The following is a 22,257-nucleotide window of genomic DNA, read 5'->3' as shown; positions in this document are numbered from 1 at the left end:
GAAGGTTTGGCGCTGCACCGGCCTTGTTCAACCGCGCATCGGGTGCAGTTCGCACCCTCAAGGGTACATGGGAGTGGAATGTGGGAGTAAATGAGAGCCGTTGGGCACGTTAACGGCATTGAACCGCATTAAACGGTATCCCAAGGTCACGTTTTTCCTGCGGTGATTCTGTTTCGGCTGGCGGGGGTTCGTCCTGGCTCCATTTACATCGGAGTGCTTTCCAACCGCGCTCAATTGTGCTGAACGACGCGAAACTACAGGTCAACGGCGGGCCTCAGGCCCTGTGCTTGCCAAGATGTGGTCTCTGCGGCTTAGCGCTCAGGTGCAGTGTTCTGGGATCCTGCAGGTGTCCGTCGGTAGAGGCACACGATGGCGACACGCGCGCTGTTGCCTAGCGCGCCGACGACGTTGCTTTCGCAGGCGGACATCTTGTCCAGTTGCCAGCCGAGCGATTCGATGGCCTCCACCTGGTCGTTTATTCCGGTCATGGCGCCGGTTGCGGAACTGTTGGTGTGCGCCTCGATGAACTTGAACACCAGGATGTGTCTGCCCGCTTCGATCGCGTGCTTGGCCTGGTCGAGAGCACTCTGCTCCTTGGCCCTGTTCAGGAGTCCCATCACTGATCATCTTCTTACGTCTGGGTCCCGTCTTGCCTCGCTTGCACCATACGCGCAGGTGGGCCGGGCGGCCTGTGGGCGCCAACGTTGGCCACATGGTCTGACCTGTAGTTGAAGTGCTGCGAGTCGTACTCGTCGATGAACCCGCCAGGCCGTGGTCGAGCTGATCCGGTTGGTGGGTGCTGCGGGTGGTCGGATTGAGCCGGATCGGCGTGCGGTGTGGGGGGTGTGCAAGGTCGAAGTCCACCACCCGCTCCAGCGCGGTCTGCCGCACCGGTTCCGGCAGGTTGCCGTCGGCGGTGGCGTAGGCGCGGACCAAATCCTGCATGGCGTAGCGGCCGCCGGGTGTGCGGGTGATCAGGGATGCGTCGGCCAGGGCGCGCAGCGCGGCGCGTGTGTCGTGTGCGGGCAGCCCGGTGAGGCTGGTGGCGGCGGGCAGGCTGGCGTCGGGGTCGTCGGAGTGCAAGGCGCCCAGGCCGTGGTCTCGCAGTTCGACAGCCACGTCGTGCAGGAGTCCCGGGGGTGCGGACGCGGGAGGCGATCAGACCCAGCGCCAGCGGGAATCCGTCGCACAGTCCGATCAGTTCGGTGACCGCCCGCTGCGCGGTGGCGGTCTGGCGTGAGTGCCCCTGAGCGCGGCATGCAGCAGTCGGTGACGCCGCGGACAGCCCGGCCACCAGGTCCGTGCCGTGTCCCAGTCGCAGCCTGACGTCGGTGAGGTCGGACTCGACGTCCAGGCGTTCCTGGTGCAACCGGTCGCGTTCGGCCTCGGCTCACTCGCCGTCCAAGCCGGTCAACGCGTCCCCAGGTCACAGCCTCAGGGCTTCCTCCGACAGCGCCGCGGCGCGGCGACCGTCCTCGGCGAGGGCGCGGGAGCGCAGGTCGGAAAAGCGGTGCAGGTCGATCGTCGACGGCCGGACCGCCAAGGAGTGACCGCCCGAGCGCCGCACGATGGTCGCGGTGCCCGCGGCCGGCACTGGGTGCAGTCCGGACACGTAGTTCACCAACGTCTGCCGAGCCCGCAGCGGCGGACGTTCACCCCACACCCGCTGGATGAGCCGGTCGACCGAGACCACGTGGTTGGCGTCCACCGCCCCAGTGCCAGCTTGTTCTCCACAAGGTCACCCGCGCGGGTGGGGCGAGCCACAGGGCGTTCCGAGAGGATGAATCCAGCCGCTCGGGCTCCGACTGTTTGGCGGGAAGTCGCAGGTGTCAGTCGACGGAAGCGCGCCAGTAGTCGAGGGCGAGCTGGGTCATCTTCGTGATCTCGTGCGTCATGCCCAGCACGCGCGTGCAGTCGGTTGCCAAACCGGCGAGCGAGCGGATCGCCTTGGCCTTGTGGCCGGACGCGCCCAAGTGGACGCCGTGTTGGTAGCGAGCGGCCAACGTCTCCACGTGGTCCTTGCCGTAGATGGCCTGGTAGTCGGCTGTCAGCGCGGCGAAGAGCTTGGTCGCCTCGGCGCTGCCGCCGCTCTGGCCGAGGTAGGTCGCGTGCTGGTGGCGGCTCAGGAGGGTGTCGAGGTGTCCGGCGCCGAGGACACGGGCCCGGTCGCGGACGACGGCCGCGAACAGGTCCACCGCCTCGCGGTACCGACCGGCGCGGCCCAGGAACGTGGCGTGCTGGTGGCGGGCGAGCAGTACGTCGGGGTTGTCCGCGTCGTCCAAGACCTCGGTGCGGTGGCGGATCAGGTCTTCCAGCAGGACAGCGGCCCGGATGTACCGTCCCGCGGCGCCGAGGGAGTTCGCGTACTGGTATCGCACCTTCAAGGTGGTCGTGTCGTCGATGCCCAGCGCTCGGGTGCAGTCCCGGATCAGGCGGGCGAGTAGCTGGGTAGAGGTGGCGAGGTCGCCGCCGGTGCCGACCAGCACGGCGTGGTCGTACCGGGCTATGAGGGTTTCCGGGTGTTCCTCGCCCAACCAGCCCGTGGCGTCCCCGATCAATTCGGTGAGCAGGTCCACGGCGACGGCCGACCCGCTCTCCCGCCCGACGTAGACGGCGTGCTGGCGGCGTGCGCTCAACGTCGGCGTGGCGCCGGGGCCGAGCGTGTCGGCGCGGTGTCGCGCCAGCGACTCGAACCTCCGCGCCGCCTCGGCGGGACGGCCGGCATCGCCGATGCACCGCGCCAGCGCCTCCTCCGCCTCCGCGACCCCGCCGGCCGCCGCAAGGCCCAGCCCCGCCTCCGCGTGGTCGTAGAGCCGCTGCTGGTAGGCGGTCAGGCCGATGTCGTAGCTGTCCTGCGGGTCCGCGTCATCCAACAGGGTCGTCCAGGTTCGGGAGTGCACCGGGGCGTCCACCGTGTCGATCAGGTAGTCGAACGCGCGGTAGCCCCGGTCGTCCGGGATGAGCAGGCTGCTGGTGGTCTCCGGGACCGGTTCGACCGCCCACGCCAGCGCTCGGTCGAACGACTCCGGCCGCAGGCCGCTGCCGCCGTCGCGGTCGTCGAGGTAGTGCACGTGCAGCCGGCGCAGGGTCTCCTCGCCGACAGGGCCGTTGAGCCCGGCCCGTCGGCAGTCCACCGCCGCTGCGACGATCGCCGCACCACGTGGGTGCCGTCCCGGCGTCCAGGCGTTGCGCCAGTCCGCGAGCAGCTGAGGACCGGCGGCGAGCAACTCACCCACGCCGAACTCGTGGACGTGCTCCAGCGCCTTGCGGATGCGCGGGTCCTCCCGGAGCTCCCGCGCTCGCCGGATCTCCGCGTCGCTCCACCTGCGCGGCAGGTCGAACTGGTGTGCCATGCGCAGTACGTCGCGTCCCTGCCGGAGGAGCTCGCGCGAGCTGCCATCGGCTTTCGCCTCCTCCCTCGGGCTGTAGCGGTCGTACAGGGCGGTGCGGATCGTCGCCACGACGACGGTGTGCCTGCTGCCGTCGCCGAGGATGCGGTTGAGGGTGGTGACGGTGAGCCCGTCGGGGCCGAGGAACTGGTCGAGTTCGTCCAGCCACACGACGCTCTTGCGGTGCTCAAGGACCGTGGCGACGATCTGCTCGATTTCCTTGCGTCCTCTCGGTGCCACGAAAACGTGGTCAGCCAGGGTGCGCCGAACCGCTTCGTAGGCGGTGCGTGTTTTTCCGGCGGTCGATTCGCCGACCAGCAACACGAACCCGGTGCCCGTGAGCGCCTTCTCCAGCCGGATGTCGATGTCTCGGGGAACGTATGGCGGGACTCGGCTCAACCGTCCGTCGGGGTCTTCGACCGTGGCCGCGGGGTGGACGCGAAACGACACCGCGTCGGGGAGGTCACGGACCCGACGCAGCCCGCCGCTCTCCGAGCTGATCACGACCTGCGAGGCCAACGCGCGCCGCCGCGCGCCGCGCGCCTCGACGTAGGTCTTCCCGCGCGCGCCGACCTGGGCGACGACCACGCCCACCAGCGCCGCGCTGCCCGCCGTTGCCCAGCCCGCCAGCCAATCCTTCGCCACGAGTCCCACGGCGGCGCCGAGGAGAGCGGACGTGATCAGCAGCCACCACCCGCGCGAGCGGTGCCACCAGGTCAGCCGGCGACGCCACAGGGCACGGAGCCAGTGTCCCGGTGAACGGTTGTTCGGTCGCGGCGTCACGGTCACAGCTCACGGCGCCAGTACGACGGCCCGGTGAAGTCCCGGCCCTGTCCGGCCGATCCGGTCGAGGAGCCGGACACGATGTTGACCACCCCGGACTGCGACGCCTTGTGCGCGGCGGTGAGCCAGTCGTCGAGTGCGATGGCCAGGTCGTCGTCGTCCTCCGCCGCCTCCTGCAGTCGGTAGAGCAACTCGATCACCGTCTCCCGGCCACCGGAGCCGGGATCGCGCAGCCGCGCGGCGGGAAGCTCCAGGTGCACCGCCATCGCCGCGACCGCCTGCCAGCCGCGACGCCCCGACGGCGTGTCGAGATGAGCGATTGCTTGGTCCACCACCGCGGCGTCGAGGTCGCGGCGGACGTCCCGAAGGACGTCTCGATGCACCTCCAAGGCGACCCGGTAGGTCGAGAAGGCGTCCTCGTCGGCGGCCATCAGCCTCAAGGTCGCGCCCAGGTCATCCAGCGTCCCGGCCTCCGCAGCCGTGTCCCCGGCCTGCCGGTAGAGGCCCAAGGCCCGTCGATAGGCCGCGGCTGCCTCGTCCAGGCGACCGGTGTCGCGGTAGGCGGCGCCCAGGTTGGTCAACACCGCCGCCTCTCCCACCCGGTCACCGACCTCGCGTTGGACGGCGAGCGCTTGCCGGAGCAGTTCCACCGCCTCGGTGGACCGGTCGAGTGCGCGGTAGGTCGCGCCCAGGTTGGTCAACACCGCGGCCTCTCCCACCCGATCGCCGACCTCTCTGAAGAGAGACAGCGCCTGCTGGTGGCTCTTCACCGCCTGCCCGTACTCGCCGCTCTCGTGCCACGCGCGGCCGAGGTTGCCCAGCACGGTCCCTTCCCCGTGCCGGTCGCCGATCTCGCGTTGCAGGCGCAATGCCGCCTGGTAACCGCGCACCGCTTCGGGCAGTCGTGACTGTTCCAGGTTGGCGTTGGCCAGGTTGCCCAACACCATCGCCTCCGCGGTCCGGTCACCGACGCGTCGGGCCGAGCGCAGTGCCGACTGATAGATCGTCACCAGGTCGTCCCACCGGCCCAAGACGGCCAGCGGCCGGTAGACGGCGCGCGCCAGGTCCCGCGCCCGATCCGGCAGGCCGTGCTCGTCGGCGAGTGCGACCAGCACGGGCAGGTTCATCCGCTCGGTTTCGGCCCAGCGCAGGGGTTCCGCTCCGGACGGCAGGGGCACCTGCCCGGGACTCACCGCCAGGTCGGTGCGCCGGGCCTGCCGGAGGTAGTGGTCGAGCAGGTTTCGCACGGCGGCTGTGCGCGCGCCCTCGTCGTCCTGTTCGAGACACAGCTGTCGACCGTAGCCTCGGATCAGGTCGTGCATCGAGCAGCGGTCGGTTCCGTGGTCGAACTCCACGAGGTTGCGTCGTGCGAGGTCGATCAACGTGCGGCGCGCCTCCGGGATGGGCTGGTCGACGAGCGCCCCGACGGCCTCGACCGAGGTCGTCGGCGGCGACGCGAGGGCCAGAAGGCGGAGTAGCCGCGCCGATTCAGGGGCGAGGTCGTCATAAGCGAAGGCGAAGACCTTCGGGAGGGACGGATCACCGACGGGCCCGGGGATCGACAACCGCCGCGCCAGCTCCTGCGGCGAGACGCCGCTCCTGCGGAGGTGTGCGGCGACGACCGCCAACGCGAGCGGCAGCCGACCGGCGAGGTCGGCCAACAGCGCCATGTCCTCGTCGTTCGAGCCGGCGGGCAGGTGCGCGGCGAGCAACTCCACCGCCTCGGCCCGGTTCAGCGGCTCCACCACGAAGCGCTGGGCGAAGTCCAGCTCCGTCAACCTGTGCCGGCTGATCAGCAGCACGGTGCACGTCGGTGAGGAGGGCAGCAGCGGGCGTACCAGATCGACCGACTCGACGTCGTCCAACACGACCAGGACGGGCCTGCCATCGCTGCGGGCCAGCAGCGAGCGGTACAAGGCGGCCCGCGCGGTGTCGTCCTCCGGGACGGCTTCGTCCGGTACGCCGAGTGCGCGGATGAAGGAATGCAGCACCGCGCCGGTCGCGGACCCGGTGCCGAACGAGTGGTAGAGCGTGCCGCCGGTGAACCAACCGCGCCGCTGAGCCATGTGCGCCACGTGCAGGGCGAGCGCGGTCTTACCTACGCCGGCCGGGCCCGTCAGCACGGTGATCGGCGTCCCGCTCCCGGGCCACAACCGGTCCAGCAGCTCTCGGGATTCCTGCGCGCGCGCCACGAACGTGGCCGGTGCGTTGGGGAGTTGGGCCGGCGTGGACGGGGAGGGGTTCGCGATGATGTGGAGATCACCGGTGATCACTCCGGCCTGGACGACGGTGGAAACCGTGCCGCGGACGTTCACGACACGTGCCCGGGTTCGGGAATCGCTTTCGCCGGCTTCCCGCTCTTCGCCGACCTGGGTGCTGTGCTGTCCGGCCGTGTGGTCCTCGCGTCGACCCGATCGCCGCTCAGCCTCGGCCAGCAGCTCCTGCGCCCGGACCCGTTCCTCGTCCAACTGGGCGGCGGCGTCCATCGCCCAGGCACCGACCACGTCGGCGAGCGCCGGTCCACGCCACAGGGCGAGGGCCTCGGTCAACAGGCGTGTGGCCTCACCATCCGGTTCCGCCGCCGCCGCTTCGACCAGTCGGCGAAAACGCGTCAGGTCGACCTGTTCGGGGTCGTACCCGGTCAGCCGGAAGCCGGTCGGACTACTCTCGATCTGCAACGGCAGCACCGTTCGCCGCAGTCGGGACACCGTCGCGTACAGCACGTTCGAACTGGACGGGCCGCCGTCCCACACTTCTCCGGCGATCCGGTCCCTGGACACCGGCTGCCCAGCGGCCATGAGGAGCAACGCGAACAGCGCCCGCTGGCGGGGCGTACCCAACTCGACCTGCCGACCGTCCCGAACCAGCGTCACCGGCCCCAAGACGCCGAGTTCCACCGACACGCACCCCACCTCCTCGCACCAGCGCCGATCAACGGTAGCGGCTACTCCCGCAGGGTGGACCGCAGTCGTGGTGGTGGAAGCCTCCGGTGTCGTCGACCGCACGCCTGTCCAACGACACGGACGTATCTCACGTCCGGTGAGCTTCAGCGCCGATCCAGCCGCAGCGCGGAGTGCCTCCATCCGTTCGCCGATGACGTCCGCTGGAGCCTCCAGTCCTCCGCCAGCGATAACGGCCTCACGAACACGTTCAGACGACGAGCCACGACCACTTCCCGCACTCGACATGCTGGACCAGTCTCGCCGCCTAGTTCAAAGTCTCAATTACCTGGTAAACCATCTGAGGCGCGTCACTAGTTCGAGCTGTGATCCGTGGAGGCGGAACTTTGTTCGAGTTGGAGCTCGCGCTTGCGCTGCTCCTCCTTGAGATCTTCAACCTTCTTGGCGAACGCCTTGAGTGCCTTCGTTTCATCGGTGTCGTAGTCGCCGATCATCAGCTCGACAGCCCTGTACTCCTTTTCGATAGCGTCGGCAGTTTGCTGCTGATTGAAGCTGCGTTCACGGTACTTGAAGTAGCCGGTTAGGCCAGCTGACACGCTGACCAGAGCAGCGGTAACTACGCCGACCCAACTATACCACTTGTCTTCAATGCTGGCGCTGGTAATACTTGTAACCGTAATGGAACCAACGATGATGATCCACTGGAAGAAGTTGTGTACTCGCCGGTTGCGTGCAGCTAGCCTGCGGTATTCCTCGATGTCGGTTCGTGAGCCAGCTCGATAGACGCGCAGCGCACCCTGTGCATCGAGTTCGGCCTCTGCCACCAGGTGAAGGTATTTGGTCTCCTCGACCCCGAGCTGATGCTCCATCTGGCCGAGATCGGGTCGGCTTCTGAGGATCAACCACACTGCGGCGCTGGTAGAGGCAAGGCCTACGAAGAGTCCGATGTAGCTGAAGGGCATGGGGTATGAGCGCCAGAGACCGACCAACGTCGCCCATCCAAGTAGTGCAGCGACGGCGATGCTGGACGCAAGCCAGACATACCGAAGTCGTTGTGCAACCTTGAACTCGCGGATGGCGATCTGCTTCTCTACCACCAGCCTCGCTTGATCGCGACGCTGCTTTTCCTTCTCCATTCGTTCCTGATCATTCGTACTCTGCGCCGGATTCGTCACTAGTACCTCGCTAGCCGCGTCGCTGATTGGGTGTAAGGTCCCCCCACGTCGATGAGACGTTGAGACACAAGCAGATACACCAGAGGGGCATGATCACCCATATGGGGGATCGTGTGTCTGCTGCTGCGACTTGCTAGTCCGATGAGGCGAACACCCGAGTTTCGCGGGCGGGGTCAACGCCGATAGCTTGTCGTTCGAGTGAAATTCAACGGACATGCAGACTTCGGTGAGGCGAGGTTACGGCGGTGAAGTCTTTTTCGTAGGGTGCGGTCCGCGGGTGACGGACAGGAGTGCCAGTCAGAAGTCGAGCCCCGGATTCCGTCCACTGCTGAGCCAACAGGTACTCCGCCTGCTCCCGAGCCACGCGCAGAGCTCGGTAAACACCACCACCCCATGCTGGCGGTATGTCCGGGGCGGTTGGTCCGACCGCGGGTAGAACGGCTGCTGAATACCCAGGACGGCCGCGTCTGGCAAGTGATCGACCACACCGCCCGATACGTCTCGTCTTGGGAACCAGGTCGGCGGCTCACGCCCTACCGCCCACATCGACCTCGCCGCCATCCAGACTTCGTCTTGCGGAGCGTGTCCGGAGGCTGCGCAGGGACCAGTCGGTGTTTCGCGGTTACGGAGCGTGTGGCAGAGTCGGCCCGTGCACGAGGTTTCGGGTGTTGTGGGTGTCGGGTACGAGGGCCTGGATGTGGAAGCCTTCGTGTCCTGGCTGACGGACCTCGACGTGCGGGTCTTGGCCGATGTTCGGCTGACGCCGATCTCGCGCAAGCGGGGTTTCAGCAAGCGTGCGTTGGCAGCGTCGCTGTCCGGGGCCGGGGTGGAGTACCTGCACCTGCGCGAATTGGGCAACCCGAAGGACAACCGGCCAGGGTTCGCCGGTGATGAGGTGGCGTTGTCCCAGGCTCGCGGACGCTACGCGGAACTCCTTGACGTAGAGGCCGCTGACGGTGCCCTGGACCGGTTGGCAACGTTGGCGGGGCAGCACAGGGTAGCGGTGATGTGCTTCGAGGCCGACGAGGAGCGCTGTCACCGGCACGTGGTGCTGCAGGCTGTCCGCAGGCGCTTGGAGCCGGTTTCGGTCTAGCGCGTGGGCCAGTAGACGCCCAGGACGCCGAAGGTGCGTGGACTCTTGGCCTGGTTACCGACGTAGAAGACGGTGTCCCGGTCGGGCGCGCACATCTGGTTGAGGTACTTGGCTCGTAGTTCGTCGACGAGGTCGTCGTCGGTGTGGTGTTTCAGCCTGCGTTGCAGGGCGACGAACTCCCAGTCGAGAATGCCTTGGCGATGGCCGGTGCAGGGCGGGCTGCAGCGGTAGCGGTACCACCCTTGGAACCGCGGTGCTTCCAGCGCTGTGCGGTCACCACCAGTGAGGTCGAGTTGGCCGACGTAGCGATCGATCTTGCGCTGGTCCTCAACGGTCCATCCGGGGTGACGTTTGATGTCGACACCAAGGATCTGATGGGGGCGGATGGCGGCCAGGGACGGCGCGGCGGGATCAGCGTGAACCGCCTTGCGGACTTCGCACATGGATGCGTCGACATAGGGCTCGATCTCGACGCGCCGTCGTGTCCACGGTGTGAGGTGGTCCACAGTGCGCACGCTGGTGATGTCCGGGCGCCAACTCTCGGTTCGGAAGTCGCCTCGGGCAGGTTTGGCCCGCAGGGACACGATGTCGTACTTCTTGAAGGTGTGCGTGCTGTCGAGTTCGCGGAAGTTGATCGGGTAGAGGCGGATCCAGCCGGGCGCGTCGAGGTCGAGTCTTATACCGGCTACGCACACCGTCTCGCCGTAGGTCTCCGACGGGTTCGGTGCGGCCTTGACCGTGATGAGCACCCGCATCGGCTGCCATCTGTCGCCAACAGGCTTGGGGAGTGTGTCACTCGGTCCGAAGAGCAGCCCTTGACCCATAGCACCCCCGTGTTGTGACGATCAGCTACCACGATCGAGTGTGAACTGGCCAAAGGCTTGGCGTCATTCCTCCAGTCGTGTACACACAGTGAGAGGCGACTGGGATGATCTGGGCTTCGCGGTAGGCCGAGGCAGGTGCAGTACTCGATCGGGTGAACATGCTCGTGTGGCGTAGCGAAGATCGCCGCGGCGTCGATGTGATCCACAACATCGGTGACATGATCGGGATCGTCGGCGGGCGGTACTGTCGAGAGTTGGGTGCACCCACGATGAGAATCGGCAGAGTTCGGATCTGACAGACGACGTAGCGCGCCGAGGCGCTCATGCTGCTGGCACCCACACCCCGAGTGGATCGGTGGCCACGCCAGAGACGGCGGGTCTGACCTGAGTCCGCTGCCACTGCGGCCGAGAAGATCGATCGAGTCAGCCGGCCAGTGCGTCGCCGGGCGAACCGTCCTCATCTTCGGTCGGGATGAGGGCGGAGTGGCGGCGGCGAACCCGTTCGACCGCTTGCTCCTGACTCATGTCGTATTGGAGTTGATCCTTGTAGAAATCGAGGCGCATCTCGGCTTGATCGAGGAGTTCAGCCCAGGTGGCCACCCGGACCTCGTACTGGTCGTTCTGCACGGCGACACCCCGCTCGCGTTCCCCCTGGTAGATCGAGTCGCCGATCTCCTCTTCGTCGATTGCGCTGCCGACGAGGAGGAACAGCCACTTGCTCTCGCCCGAGTGCTTGCTCAAGGCTTTGGCGTACTTGCGGATCTGCGTGAGTTCCCGGTCACCGATGATCACGCTCGGTCGTTTGAGTTCGACCACGAGTCGCGCTCGCTGGCGCAGGTGGCGGATCGTCCGCACGAGCACGAGGTCGACGCGACCTGATCGGCCGTCGTTGAGCAGGACCCTGCCACCGGCCTCGGCGAGCTGTGATTCGAGTACGGCGTCGTCGGCGATCGTGTCGCGCAGGACGGTCGTGAGGCCGGCCTCGCTCCTGCTGAGGTTCCACTCCTCGCCGAAGATCCAGCAGTTGTCCTTGACCAACGGGTGCAGCTGGTCGACTTCTCGCATCCGGGCGGCCACTCCTCGGCCGTAGACGCAATGGCGTAGCGTCGACAGGAGGTCCAGCCTGCGGGTGACCTCGCTAGCGGCGCCGACGATGTGGCCAAGGGAGGAGTGGCTGAGCATGTCGGACAGCTGGTCGCGATCCTCGACTGACAAGTCCAGGGTGTCGGCGAGGATCCGGTCCAGGCTCTCCGGACGTTCCTCCAACGCGAGCTTGAGCAGGCGTACGCTCATTGCCCGCTGCTGGCGCGTCCCTGTGGTCAACGCCGAGCGCGCGGTGACGGCCACGAGGTCGAACATCTCGCGTTCGGTCTGCTTGATCGGATCGTTGAGAGTGACTCCCGTGTAGGGGTAGATGCCCTCGTCCACCAACTTGGCGACCACACCCGCCTTGACCACACCGAGGCGCGTCTTGACGTGATGCTCGTAGAGCTTGGTTGCTTCCTCGATGACGTCCGAGTGGCGCAAGCCCGCCAGCGTCAGGTCGGCACCTGACTCGCTGAAACCCGACCACTTTAGGTAGCCGGTCGACTTCACCCCGGTGTGTGCCGTGGGTTTGTCGAGCTGAACCAGTGCCATGCCGCTCTCGTTGCACAGCACCAGGCCCGGAGGACGCCTCATCTCGTCCTTCCAGTCGACGACGGTCAGCACGGGCCGTTCCCGTCCACCCAACCGCTCTTCGGCGAGCACGTCGAGCGGGATGTCGGTCGGCGGGCCGTCGATCAAGGGGCGCGGGTCGAGAGCCAGGCCGTTGACCTTGACGACGATGTCCTCGTTCGCCAGCAGGTGGCCGGCGAGTCGGGCGGTGAGCTGCAGGGGCAGGTCGTCGCGGACCAGGGACGGGAGCGAACGTCCCTGCTCGACGTCGATCGTCACGGTCGTTCCGGGATCTTCCCCGGGTGCGGGTACCGGGTCTTCCACCGCGAAGCCGTTCAGCCTGTCCTGGTGCACGGTGACCACGACGCGAACAGGACCGTCGTCGGACTTGCTCACGCTCGACCAGCGCGCACGATGTCCGATCGCGTGAACGCCGAACCGGCCCTGTCCCTGGCTTCCGTGCAACGCACGCTTGCCGTTGACGGTGCGACCATTGAGGGACTTCTTCCACGAGTCGCCCAGCGACTCGAAGTCGGCGTCGGCGCGCTCGTAACTCATGCCGTGGCCGTTGTCCTTCACGGTTACGCGCTCGACGTAGGCGAGGGCGTCGTCACCGAAGGATGCGGTTTCGACGACCACGTCGACCACATCGGCCTCGGCATCGAGCCCGTTCCAGATCAGCTCGGCGAGCGCGTCGACAGGGGTCACCCTGGAGAGTTGACCGAGAAGGTGATCACGTCCTGCCCGCACCGACTTCCACACCATCCGGCCATTGTGCTCGACGCACCTCGAACTGCAACGCCTACTGGCGCGGTCAGGCGCGACCTCCACCTACTACTTGCGGATCATCGCGGCTTCCTCGTCCCGGCCGACGCCACCTCTCCGTCGGTGCCGCAGTGTTCGCCCTTTCGGGTGAAGGGCTGGCGATCGTGTAGCGACGAGTGCGCATCCGTCGATGTGATCCACAACGTGCCGGGCGTGATCATGAGCCTGGTTGTCTGCTGTGATGAGAGTTGGGAATCGCCCGCGGTGAGGATCGCCAGAGTTCGGATCAAGAACTTCCGCTGCCTGGAGGATGTTGAGGTCCACTTCGACGACGTGACGACGTTGATCGGTCCGAACGGCGTGGGCAAGTCGACTGTTCTGCGCGCGCTGGACTGGTTCTTCAACGGTGCCAAGGCATCCGAGCTTGTCGACGACGACCGCACCCACGGCACCGAGGGCAAGGTGTCGGTGGAGGTGGAGTTCGACCGTCTCACCGAGACTGATCGGGACAGGCTGGGCAAGCACGTCACGGTGGAGTCCGACCGGTGCGTGATCTGGAAGATCCGGGACGTGGACGGCTCGGAGATGATGAGCGGCAACGCGCGGACCTTTCCTGGGTTCGATGCCGTCCGCAAGGCGCCGAGTGCCACCGAGATGAAGCGGCTCTACCAGGAGCTCCGCGCCGCCGACCCGGCTTTGGAGCTGCCTGCGTGGAGGAGTAAGGACGCCTGTGAGCAGGCGCTGAAGACGTGGGAGCTGGAGAACTCGAACAGGTTGGAGGACTCGGCGGTGACCGTGACCAACCTGTTCGGCTTCGCTGGGCAGGCGGTGATGTCGGGTCTGTTCGACTACGTGTTCGTGAGTGCCGACATGCGTGCGAGCGAGGAGTCGCGGGACGGTCGCACGGCCCTGATCGGCAGGATCTTGGAACGGACTGTGGACCGGTCCGCGGCCGACGAGGACATCCGCGAACTGACGGCGTCGGTGGAGGCGCGCCAGGAGGAGATCTTCGACCGCAACTTCAAACAGCAGCTGCAGGACCTGTCCACCGCACTGTCCACGTCGGTGAGCCAGTTCACGGTGGGCAGGACCGTGGTGGTGCAGGCGGCCAAGCAGGAGATCAAACCGCCGCGCACGCAGTTCACCCTGTCGGTGATGGACTCCAAGATCGGTACTCCGGTGGAGAAGCAGGGGCATGGCTTTCAGCGCACGTTGCTGGTCTCCGCACTGCACCTGCTTGCCGATCGCGGCATGGCGAGCAGGGGGGAGGGCGCCATCTGCCTGGCCATCGAGGAACCCGAGCTGTTCCAGCACCCCGTGCAGGCCCGTGCGTTCGCTTCAGTGCTGCGCAAGCTCGCCGAGGACCCGAGTCAGAACATCCAGATCGCGTACGCCACCCACAGCCCATACTTCGTCGACGCGGGCAACTTTGACCAGGTGCGGCGCATCACCCGGGAGGCGCGAGCCGCGGACGGACACGCGCCCAAGGTGTCGGTGCGGTCCACGTCGATCGCGGAGGTGGAGAAGCGGCTGTCCGGCTACCACCACAACGTCAGATCCCAACTCGACGCCGTCGCCGCCACCAAGCTCTCCGAGGCCTTGTTCTCCAACGCCGCCGTGCTGGTCGAAGGCACCAGCGACAAGGCCGTGTTGGAAGGCCTGGCAGAGAAGTCGACCGTGACCTCCCTGCTCGGCAGCGGTATCACCGTCGTGGACATGGGCGGCAAGTACGGCGTCATGCTCGGGCACGCCGTCCTGGCCGAGCTGGGCGTCCCGTGCTACGCCATGTTCGACGGCGACAAGGACAACAGCGCACGAATGCACCGTAACGGGCGCTCGGAGCAGGACGTCACCACGCAGGCCCGCAAGGACGCGGCCGACAACCGCAAGATGCTGGCGTACCTGGAGGCCGACGAGGAAGAGGACTTCCCCGAGACCGCCGCGCACGCGCGCTACGCCGTGCTCGAAGACACCCTCGAACCCCTGCTCGAAGAGCAATGGACCGGCTGGGTGGACCAGCTCGACCAGGTCGTCGAAGCCGGACTGGCGACGGGCAACAAGAAGAACGCCCTGCTCTACCTCATCGCCGCCCGTCGCATCGAGTCACCAGCCCCGATATTCCTCGAGGAGGTTCTGCACCGCGTACACCGGCTGGTCTAACGACGCTGGCCCTACGGATGATCACCACCGTCCTCCGGGCTGGTACAGGCCCGGTGAGTCCTCACGACTTCGAAGTGACCATCAGTGGGCACCCGGCGACCTGCGGGCACTTGACCAGCTGTCGGCAGTCGCACGCGAGTGTCGAGTTCAGCGTCTCCAACCAAGCTTGGCGTTCTTCGATTTCGCGCTTGATGCAGGCTCGGCGCTGGTCGGCGATCTCCTGCCAGGAGCCGCCGGACTCCTCGGCTTCGTCCAGCAGCGAGGAGATCTCCGTGAGGGTGAACCCGATGTTCTGACACGTACGGATCATGGACAAGCGGTCGAGCGCGTCGCGCGGGTAATGCCTTTGCCCCCGATCTTGCAGCCTTCTCCGATCAGGCCCACCCGCTCGTATAGCGCAAGGCCGACGACGCGATGCCTGTTGCTTTGACCACGTGATCGATCGGTAGAACGTCTCCTGTCAGGACCGCCACCAGGTCAGTAGCCGGCAGCCCTGTCTCGCCGCGCGAGGAAGACTTGCCGAACTCGCGCGTGCTCGCACGCTGCCGATGTCTCCTGTCGTCGGTGGGTGGAAACGGGGTCAGGGACGGCGCTCGGGCACGGTGGGGTCGCTGTAGCTGGGCGCGTACGACGAGACCAGCCTGGTATATGTCGGACACGTCGGCACGGGCGTCACCGACAAAGCCTTGGTCGACATGCAGCGGCGGTTGGAAGTGCTGTGGTGCTCCACCAGCCCGTTCGGTACGCCGGTTCCGCGCGAGTTCGCCCGTGACGCGCGGTGGGTCGAGCCGGTGCTCGTCGGTAAGGTGGAGTTCCGCCGCTGGACCACTGACCACCGGCTCCGCCACCCGTCCTGGCGTGGCCTGCGCGACGACCGGGACCCGGCGGACGTGTGCCACCCTGGCCGCTGACCACGTCGGCGGTGAATCGGTGGTCCCGGTGGTGCGATACGTCTCGACGTGGAATCGAACCATCGTGCGATGGTCATGTCGCGGTTCTTCCCCGGCCGCCATGTGCCTGCCTGTGAGGTGTGGGCGGGTGGTCGGTGATCGAGGGAGTGGTCGCGTGGAGCCGCGCGAGTATGGGGTGCTCGGTTGCTGCGCCAACGCGGCGAGCAGGCAACGTTAAGTGACCGTGGACAGCTTGTGTTCGCCTTGGGGGGCGTAACCGAGCTGCTGGACCGGTCCGCGGCACGGTGGATACGAGATCACCCGTTCAGACGAGCCGTTGTCCCGGACTTGTCCCGCCGGCTGTCCCCGGTTCTGTCCCGGGGTGCGTCGCATCCTCTTCTCGGCCGGCCATCCGCCGGCCGCTACAGGAGAGGAGGACCAGGGATGAGCCCGTTCAGGTCCCACGTCCCACCGCCGGACGAGGCGCAGCCGCCGCGTCCGTGTTTGCCCTTCCCCGCCCTGTTCCGCCTCGACCGGCAGAGAAGGGGGTGAGGACATGATCATCACGTTCATCGCGGTCACGGTGGATCGAATCCCGTGCGACCCGAAGACGTCGGCCGACGCGTAATACGATGTGGACAGGAGAAGTGTGATGCACCGCCCACGTATCAAGTACGAGCACCTACCCGTCCGCCACGGCGACGACTCGGTGCAGATCGGTGGCTCCCTGCCGGGAATCGCCGCGACGATCCCTGACCCGGACGGCACGGTGTGGACGCTGCTCACACTTCTCGACGGGACGCGCACGGTGGACCAGGTGGTCGCCGACCTGGTCCACCGCCACCCCGACGAGCCGCCCGACACGATTCGCGCGGCTATCGGCACGCTGGCCTCCGCCGGCTATCTGGAGGATGCCGACGAACCACCACCGGAGGCGCTCTCCGAGGCTCAACGGGAGCGGTTCGCGCGGAGTCGGGCGTTGTGGCGGTGGATGGACACCGCCCCGCGCACCACCGGTTGGCACGCGCAGCTGGCGCTGCGGCAAGCGCGGGTCACGGTCGTCGGTGTCGGTGGGGTCGGCAGCACCGCGGCCCTCGCGCTGGTCCAGTCGGGTGTGGGGCGGTTGCATCTGGTCGAACCGGATCTGGTGGAGCTGTCCAACCTCAACCGGCAGGTCCTCTTCACCGAGCACGACCTCGGTCGCGCCAAGGTCGATGTCGCGGTCGAGGTGCTGCGCCGGCACAACGGCGAGGTCGAGGTCACCGGCGAGCAGACCACCGTCGATGGCGTCGGGATGCTGCGGCGGTTGGCGGCCGGGTGCGACGTGCTGCTGATGGCCGCCGACACCCCGCACGAGATCCGGTCGTGGACCAACCGGGCATGCCTGGACACCGGCACAGCCTGGGTCCACGGCGGCTATCAGGGGCCCAGAGCAAGCGTCGGGCTGTTCGTGCCCGGCGACGGACCCTGCTACGACTGTGCACGCACCGCCGACGCGCGCGAAGAACTCGCAGCACCGCCGTCAATCCAGTGGCCGGGCGCGAGCGGGACGACGAGGACGCACGCGGTCAACGCCGTGTCAGCCGGGATCGCGGGGCACCTGGCCGGTCATGCCGTGATGAGTCTGATCACCGGGATCCCCCACCTGCGGACGAACCGCCAGATCGGGTACAACCTCGTCACGCTGCAGCACAGCACTTTCTACGAATCGTCGGAGCCTGAGCCGGACTGCCCCGCGTGCGGGCGGTCCGCCGGCTGACCGGGCCCGTCTGCGCGTGCCGAGGCGAGCTCCTCGGCACGTCGCCGAACCAGTTCGGCGCGCGGGTCGTCCAGGTCCGTCAGGATCGCGGCGGCCCGCCGCAGGCCGTGCACGGCCCGGTCGTCCCGGCCGGTGGCGACCAGCGAGACAGCCATCGCCTCCAGCGCTGTAGCCAGATGCGATTCCGCGCCGCTGTGCCGCGCGTAGACGTCCACGACCTTCTCCCACAATCCGATGGCGGTGTCGTGCTCGCGCAACCCCTGTCGCGCGAGCGCCAAGTCGTCCTCGGCATAGGCGATGATCAACGGGTTACCGGTGCGGCTGCGCAACTCCCAAGCGCGTTGCGCGTAGTCCAACGCCTCGTCGAACCGCCCACGCCTCGCGTTCACCAGGCACAGGTTTCCCAACGTGATGGCTTCGGCCGCAGAGTCGCCCTCCTGCCTCGCCGCCTCCCACACCGCCAGGTGGTACTCCGCCGCTTCGTCGTAACGCTCCTGTGCCTCGCGCAGGCTCGCCAGGCCCGCCAACGCCCGCCGTCGCAGGACTTGATCGCCGGACCGTTCCGCCGACTCCGCCACGTCCTGGAAGTCGGCCTCCGCAGCCGCCTGGTCACCCGCACTCCGGTGACTGTGCCCACGCAGGACCCGGAGGAACGCCTCAGCCTCCCGGACTCCCGACACTCGTGCCGCCTCGATCCCGCGTGACTTCGCCTCCAACTCCTCCGGCCACCACGACCGCGGCCCCAACCCCAGATGACGCGACGACAACGCCAACGCGATCGCCACGTCGTACATGCCCTGGGTCAGAGCCATGCGTTGCACCGCGGACAACACTGCCCGCTCCGAACGCAACCACCCCAACGCCTCCTCCCGGTCGCGCACCGGCACCTGCACGACGGGAAGTTCCACGGGTATTCGGGCCGACACCGGGTAAACGAGACGATCCGCGGCGTCCGCCACTGCGGCGTACCAACCCAGCAGGCGCGCCACCGCCTCCTCCCGCCCCACCGGTGTCTCGTCCAGGTCGGCGCGGTAGGCGGCGTAGTCGTGCAACAGGTCGTGCATCCGATACCGCCGACGGGCCACCGGCTCGACCAGGTGCTGCTCCGCCAACTCCTCCAGGACATGCGTCACGGAGCGCAGGTCGAGCGCGGCCAGGGCGGCTACGGCAGGCGCTCCGAACTCCGGCATCGGGTGCAACCCCAGCAACCTGAACACCCGCGCGTGCACCGGGTCGAGTCGGGCATAGGACCAGTCGAACACCGCCCGGACCCCACCCAATCCACGCCACGGCCCGTCCATGCCGATGAGGCCGCGCTGTTCTTCCCGGATCTCCTCCACCACGTCGGCCACCGACAGGAACGGGCGCGACGCCACCCGCGTCGCCGCCACTCGCACCGCCAACGGCAACCGCGCGCACACACCTACCAGTTCCTCCACCGCATCGGGCTCCGCAGCGGTTCTGGCCTCACCCACGACACTTTCCACCAGGCGCACGGCGTCCACGGCGTCGAAGACGTCCACCGCGACCCGCCGGACCGCCTCCGACACCAACAACTCCGACAGTGCGCCCCGGCTGGTCACCAATGCCAGCGACCCCGCCGCGCCGGGCAACAACGGACGCACCTGCTCGGCGGACCCGGCGTTGTCCAACACCACCAGTGCCCGCCGTACCGTCACCAGCGACCGGAACAACGCGCCCTGCGCCTCCACGCCCTCGGGAATCCGCCGCTCCGCGACACCGAGCGCGGTGAGGAAGTCCGTCAGCACGACCTGCGGGGGCAACGGGGCGCTCGGGCCGAAACCCCGGAGGTTCACGAACAACGTGCCACCCGGGAACCGGTCCTGGACGCGGTGCGCCCACCACACCGCCAAGGTCGACTTGCCTGCTCCCGCCGATCCGTCCAACGCCACGACCGTCGCCCCACCACCGGCATTCCGCTCCGACTCCGCCAGGAAGGCATCGAGAGCGGCGACGTGGGTGAGACGTCCGCAGAAATCGGGGACCGCGGCGGGTAGCTGTCGCGGCACCACTACGCTTTCCGGAGCAGGCAGTACCACCTGCTCGATGCGGCCTGCTTGCACCACCACGCCCTGGACCGTGCCGCCTATGTCATTGCTGACGCCACCATCGGCCATGGGTTCTGAGTATGGCTGCATTTTCGCGAAGCGGCGCCCGCTAAACCGGTACATCACCCAACCCAGTTAGAGCACCCCCCGCTGGGGAGAGCCGGGCGGTGTCTGGACGTCGGTCTCGTCGTCAGACGATAGCCGTGCCCGCGAGGGCTAACAAGCCGATCGCAACAACGGCGGACAGGAGCAGGAGTACGCGGGCCACAGCGCGGCCACGGTCGGTCGATGAGGTCATGGGGTGGTTCCTGTCAGCAGCCAGTGGATGGGCGCGGCCGGGTCGTCGTGGGGGTTGGTGGAGGTGGTGAGGTAGGTGACCACGAAGTAGTGAACGTGGGAGAAGTGGTGCTCGGCGGAGTGGACGAGGTCGGCATGGCCATGGGCGATGAGCCACGTGCGTACTGCGGCGGGGCGGTCCAAGGGATGAGTGGCGTAGGGATGGATGGGGTCGGGTAGGGCGTCGCCCTTGGTGACGACGATGGCGATACGGCGCGGTGTGGCGCTGTCGTGCTCGGTGAGAGTCTCGGTGAGCAGGTCGAGGACGGTCTTGGGGTCGGTGCCGGAGGAGCGGGAGGCGGCGAGCACGTCAGTGTCGGCGCGGGCGCGAACGGTGGGGAGGGCGAACGGGTCGACGACGAGGACGACGCCATCGCTGAGGGCGAGGAAGGCGGAGTCGGCGATGCGGTCGGCGTCCTGCACGATCTCGCCGGCCGCGTCGTACAGGTGCAGGAGCCGGTTGCGCACCTGCAGGGTGTGCGAGACCGGTTGGCTCACCGGTGTGCGCGGTGGGAACCGGCAGTCGGCGAGGAGTGCGTCGGTTTCGGCCAGCCTGCTGTCGGTGAACGGATCCGCGGGGACGGCGTCGTGATCGGATCGCATACGGGCGACCGCGGTGTGCAGGAACACCGACTTGCCGGCGCCGGTGCCGCCGACCACCGGGACGTGGCGCGTGGGCATCATCTGGGTCGCGGAGGGCAGGGAGGCGTCGCAGCCGCCGCAGCGCGGTGAGAGACCGTTTTTGCCGGCGATCAGCAGTGTGGGCAGTCTCTGGCCGCAGCGGCAGGTGCGGAGGAACGCGCCCTGCGCGCCCGGGATGAGCGCGTGGTGCTCGCGACCGCAGGGGCAGACGAACACCGGGCGCGCGAGGTGGGCGTGGCAGCGTGGGCACTCCGTCGTGATTCCCCTCAGCGCCAGAGACAAAGACTCGAAGAGCCACAAGGCGCCGGCGAGGAGTCGGAAACCCGCTACCACGGCGGTGAGGAACACCAGCTGCACAGACCACGTGGTGGCCAGCAGGACGAGCGCGAGGGTGTAGCCCATGGCGAACCCGGTGCGCGCGGCGATCGCGAGGAACGGCACCGCGGGCGAGCGCGTGATGACCTGTGACTCGCGGATCGGGCGTACCCGCCGCAGCCTGTTGCCCGCGAAGCTCTCGTCGAGCTGGGTCGACATGCGCTGGTGCAGCGCCACGAAGCAGGCGACGCCGAGGCGCCGGTGATCGCGCAGGGCCGGGCCGGACAGGTACCGCCGGTCGGCGGGATCGGGCAAGGTGTCCAGTGCCAGGTGCTCGGTGCTCGCCCGAACGGCGAGGCAGTCGAGCGCTTCCCGGGTGACGGCGACCAACGCCAACGTCAGGCTGAGCGCGATCGCGGCGGCGACGACCGGCCCGCTGATCACGAGCACGATCGCGCCCAGCAGCAGGTAGAGGAAGAGTTGGGCGATCACGACCTGGTCCTCTCCGCGCCCCGGAAGGTCGGTATCGCGCCGAACTCGGCGAGCAGCCACAGCAGCGGGTCCTCCACCCGGTAGGGCACTGGATCGCGCCTGCCGTCCGCCCGGTCGCCGAGCGCTGTCGCGGCGAAGCAGCGGTGGCGACGGAAGGCGGCGTCGGCACCAAGGATGAGGTCCGCCTTGTCCCAGTGGCCGAGCCAGGCGGTGATCTCGTGGTGGACGTCCACACCGTCGGACACCGCGTAGCCGGCTGTCCGGGGCACGGGACGCAGCAGCGGCGACCCGGGGTCGACCATGTCCCACACAGTGTCCAGTTTGGTCAGTACCACGGCCAGGGGAAGGCTGATCCGGTGGTCAGGGCGCAAACCGTGCGCTGCGCGCACGGCGTCGGCAAGCCGGGTGATCCCCGCGTCGCCGGCGGCCCAGGGATCGACGGTCAGGACGAGGCAGTCGGCGTGCGCCAGGCTCTCCGCGGTCCCGTCTGCGCTGTCGTGGAACGCGATCACCACCGCCCGCGCCCGCGGCCGGACGCGCAGGCTGACCAGCAACGGTTCAGGCCCTGTGGTGCGGTGCAGGACGGTTTCGGCGACCAGCACACGGTCTCGCTCGTGCCGCAGCCTGCTCTTCTCACCGAGCACGTCGAGTGACATGCCGGGGAATCGGTCGTCCAGATGCCCTTTCGCGACCCGCCGGATGACCGACGCCAACCAGGTGCTCTTTCCGGATCCCGCCGCCCCGACCACGGCGACCACCTTCGGGTGGCCCTCGACGTACTCGCGCGGCACGGCCTGCCCACAGGCGGGGCACACCCGGCGGGCCATCGGAGCACGCCCGTGCGGGCACTCGCCCTTGCGCGCGGCGGACACCGGAAATTCGATCGCGGCCTCGCCGCAGCGCGAGGCGCACTGCCTCAGGTACGCCTCGCCCGGCGTCCGGGTGTGGCAGTAGGGGCAGGCCGTGACGCGCCGGGTCGGGACGCTCCAGGTCGGGGCACGCACAGCGG

The 22,257-nt window shown here is 67.9% G+C and carries 15 protein-coding genes; 4 read left to right on the top strand and 11 right to left on the bottom strand.

Going from position 1 to position 22,257, the window contains the following annotated elements; genetic code table 11:
• Positions 1-311: 311 nt before the first annotated feature.
• The 5 genes from ACZ7GX_RS28690 to ACZ7GX_RS28670 all read right to left on the bottom strand — a co-directional run bounded on the left by ACZ7GX_RS28690 (position 312) and on the right by ACZ7GX_RS28670 (position 8,247).
• Positions 312-617: a hypothetical protein gene (locus ACZ7GX_RS28690; RefSeq protein ID WP_498781091.1), complete on the bottom strand. Its 306-nt coding sequence runs from the start codon at positions 615-617 to the stop codon at positions 312-314.
• Between the two features lie 809 nt (positions 618-1,426).
• The gene (locus tag ACZ7GX_RS28685) at positions 1,427-1,708 is read right to left on the bottom strand and encodes an AfsR/SARP family transcriptional regulator (RefSeq protein WP_498781090.1); all 282 of its coding nucleotides are present in this window, start codon (positions 1,706-1,708) and stop codon (positions 1,427-1,429) included.
• A 121-nt stretch (positions 1,709-1,829) separates the two neighbouring features.
• The gene (locus ACZ7GX_RS28680; RefSeq protein ID WP_498781088.1) at positions 1,830-4,172 is read right to left on the bottom strand and encodes a hypothetical protein; all 2,343 of its coding nucleotides are present in this window, start codon (positions 4,170-4,172) and stop codon (positions 1,830-1,832) included.
• Between the two features lie 2 nt (positions 4,173-4,174).
• The gene (locus tag ACZ7GX_RS28675; RefSeq protein ID WP_498781086.1) at positions 4,175-7,075 is read right to left on the bottom strand and encodes an AfsR/SARP family transcriptional regulator; all 2,901 of its coding nucleotides are present in this window, start codon (positions 7,073-7,075) and stop codon (positions 4,175-4,177) included.
• A 350-nt stretch (positions 7,076-7,425) separates the two neighbouring features.
• On the bottom strand, positions 7,426-8,247 hold the full coding sequence (locus ACZ7GX_RS28670) for a DUF4231 domain-containing protein (protein WP_498781085.1): 822 nt from the start codon (positions 8,245-8,247) through the stop codon (positions 7,426-7,428).
• 649 nt (positions 8,248-8,896) lie between these two features.
• Between ACZ7GX_RS28670 and ACZ7GX_RS28665 the strand changes: the two genes are divergently transcribed.
• Positions 8,897-9,340 (top strand): DUF488 domain-containing protein, encoded by a 444-nt coding sequence (locus ACZ7GX_RS28665; RefSeq protein ID WP_498781084.1) that lies wholly within the window; start codon positions 8,897-8,899, stop codon positions 9,338-9,340.
• Here the strand turns inward: ACZ7GX_RS28665 and ACZ7GX_RS28660 are convergent.
• Both ACZ7GX_RS28660 and ACZ7GX_RS28655 read right to left on the bottom strand, forming a co-directional pair.
• On the bottom strand, positions 9,337-10,095 hold the full coding sequence (locus ACZ7GX_RS28660; RefSeq protein WP_498781083.1) for a DUF8757 domain-containing protein: 759 nt from the start codon (positions 10,093-10,095) through the stop codon (positions 9,337-9,339). The genes ACZ7GX_RS28665 and ACZ7GX_RS28660 overlap by 4 nt on opposite strands.
• 492 nt (positions 10,096-10,587) lie before the next feature.
• Positions 10,588-12,528 (bottom strand): ATP-binding protein, encoded by a 1,941-nt coding sequence (locus ACZ7GX_RS28655; protein WP_498781082.1) that lies wholly within the window; start codon positions 12,526-12,528, stop codon positions 10,588-10,590.
• Positions 12,529-12,537: 9 nt separating this feature from the next.
• On the opposite strand from ACZ7GX_RS28655, the gene ACZ7GX_RS28650 reads away from it, so the two are divergent.
• Positions 12,538-14,745 carry an ATP-dependent nuclease gene (locus ACZ7GX_RS28650; RefSeq protein ID WP_498781081.1) on the top strand — a complete coding sequence of 736 codons (2,208 nt, stop codon included), beginning with the start codon at positions 12,538-12,540 and terminating at the stop codon, positions 14,743-14,745.
• 61 nt (positions 14,746-14,806) lie between these two features.
• On the opposite strand, the gene ACZ7GX_RS28645 is transcribed toward ACZ7GX_RS28650, so the two are convergent.
• Entirely contained in the window at positions 14,807-15,109 is a 303-nt protein-coding gene (locus ACZ7GX_RS28645; RefSeq protein ID WP_498781200.1) for a helix-turn-helix domain-containing protein, read from the bottom strand.
• Positions 15,110-15,362: 253 nt separating this feature from the next.
• On the opposite strand from ACZ7GX_RS28645, the gene ACZ7GX_RS28640 reads away from it, so the two are divergent.
• Positions 15,363-15,656, top strand: coding sequence for an ATP dependent DNA ligase (locus ACZ7GX_RS28640; RefSeq protein ID WP_498781199.1), 294 nt, complete (start codon positions 15,363-15,365; stop codon positions 15,654-15,656).
• A 631-nt stretch (positions 15,657-16,287) separates the two neighbouring features.
• Positions 16,288-17,394 carry a HesA/MoeB/ThiF family protein gene (locus tag ACZ7GX_RS28635; RefSeq protein WP_498781079.1) on the top strand — a complete coding sequence of 369 codons (1,107 nt, stop codon included), beginning with the start codon at positions 16,288-16,290 and terminating at the stop codon, positions 17,392-17,394.
• Here ACZ7GX_RS28635 and ACZ7GX_RS28630 read toward each other — a convergent pair.
• The 3 genes from ACZ7GX_RS28630 to ACZ7GX_RS28620 form a co-directional block, all read right to left on the bottom strand.
• Positions 17,337-19,307 (bottom strand): ATP-binding protein, encoded by a 1,971-nt coding sequence (locus tag ACZ7GX_RS28630; RefSeq protein ID WP_498781078.1) that lies wholly within the window; start codon positions 19,305-19,307, stop codon positions 17,337-17,339. The two genes, ACZ7GX_RS28635 and ACZ7GX_RS28630, sit on opposite strands and share 58 nt — an antisense overlap.
• Before the next feature lie 450 nt (positions 19,308-19,757).
• A complete protein-coding gene (locus tag ACZ7GX_RS28625) occupies positions 19,758-21,308 on the bottom strand; it encodes a TRAFAC clade GTPase domain-containing protein (protein WP_498781077.1) in 1,551 nt (516 codons plus the stop codon).
• Positions 21,245-22,252 (bottom strand): hypothetical protein, encoded by a 1,008-nt coding sequence (locus tag ACZ7GX_RS28620; RefSeq protein ID WP_498781075.1) that lies wholly within the window; start codon positions 22,250-22,252, stop codon positions 21,245-21,247. Before ACZ7GX_RS28620 ends, ACZ7GX_RS28625 begins: the two co-directional genes overlap by 64 nt.
• Positions 22,253-22,257 lie beyond the last annotated feature (5 nt).

The sequence above is a fragment of the Actinosynnema sp. NPDC037264 genome (assembly GCF_055603705.1).
Note: the sequence above shows the minus strand (reverse complement) of the source record. Positions and strands in the feature narration are given on the sequence as shown.

Coding starts and splice junctions, on each gene's coding strand:
- ACZ7GX_RS28660 (WP_498781083.1), bottom strand. CDS start 10,095: ATGCGGGTGCTCATCACGGTCAAGGCCGCACCGAACCCGTCGGAGACC.
- ACZ7GX_RS28690 (WP_498781091.1), bottom strand. CDS start 617: ATGGGACTCCTGAACAGGGCCAAGGAGCAGAGTGCTCTCGACCAGGCC.
- ACZ7GX_RS28635 (WP_498781079.1), top strand. CDS start 16,288: ATGCACCGCCCACGTATCAAGTACGAGCACCTACCCGTCCGCCACGGC.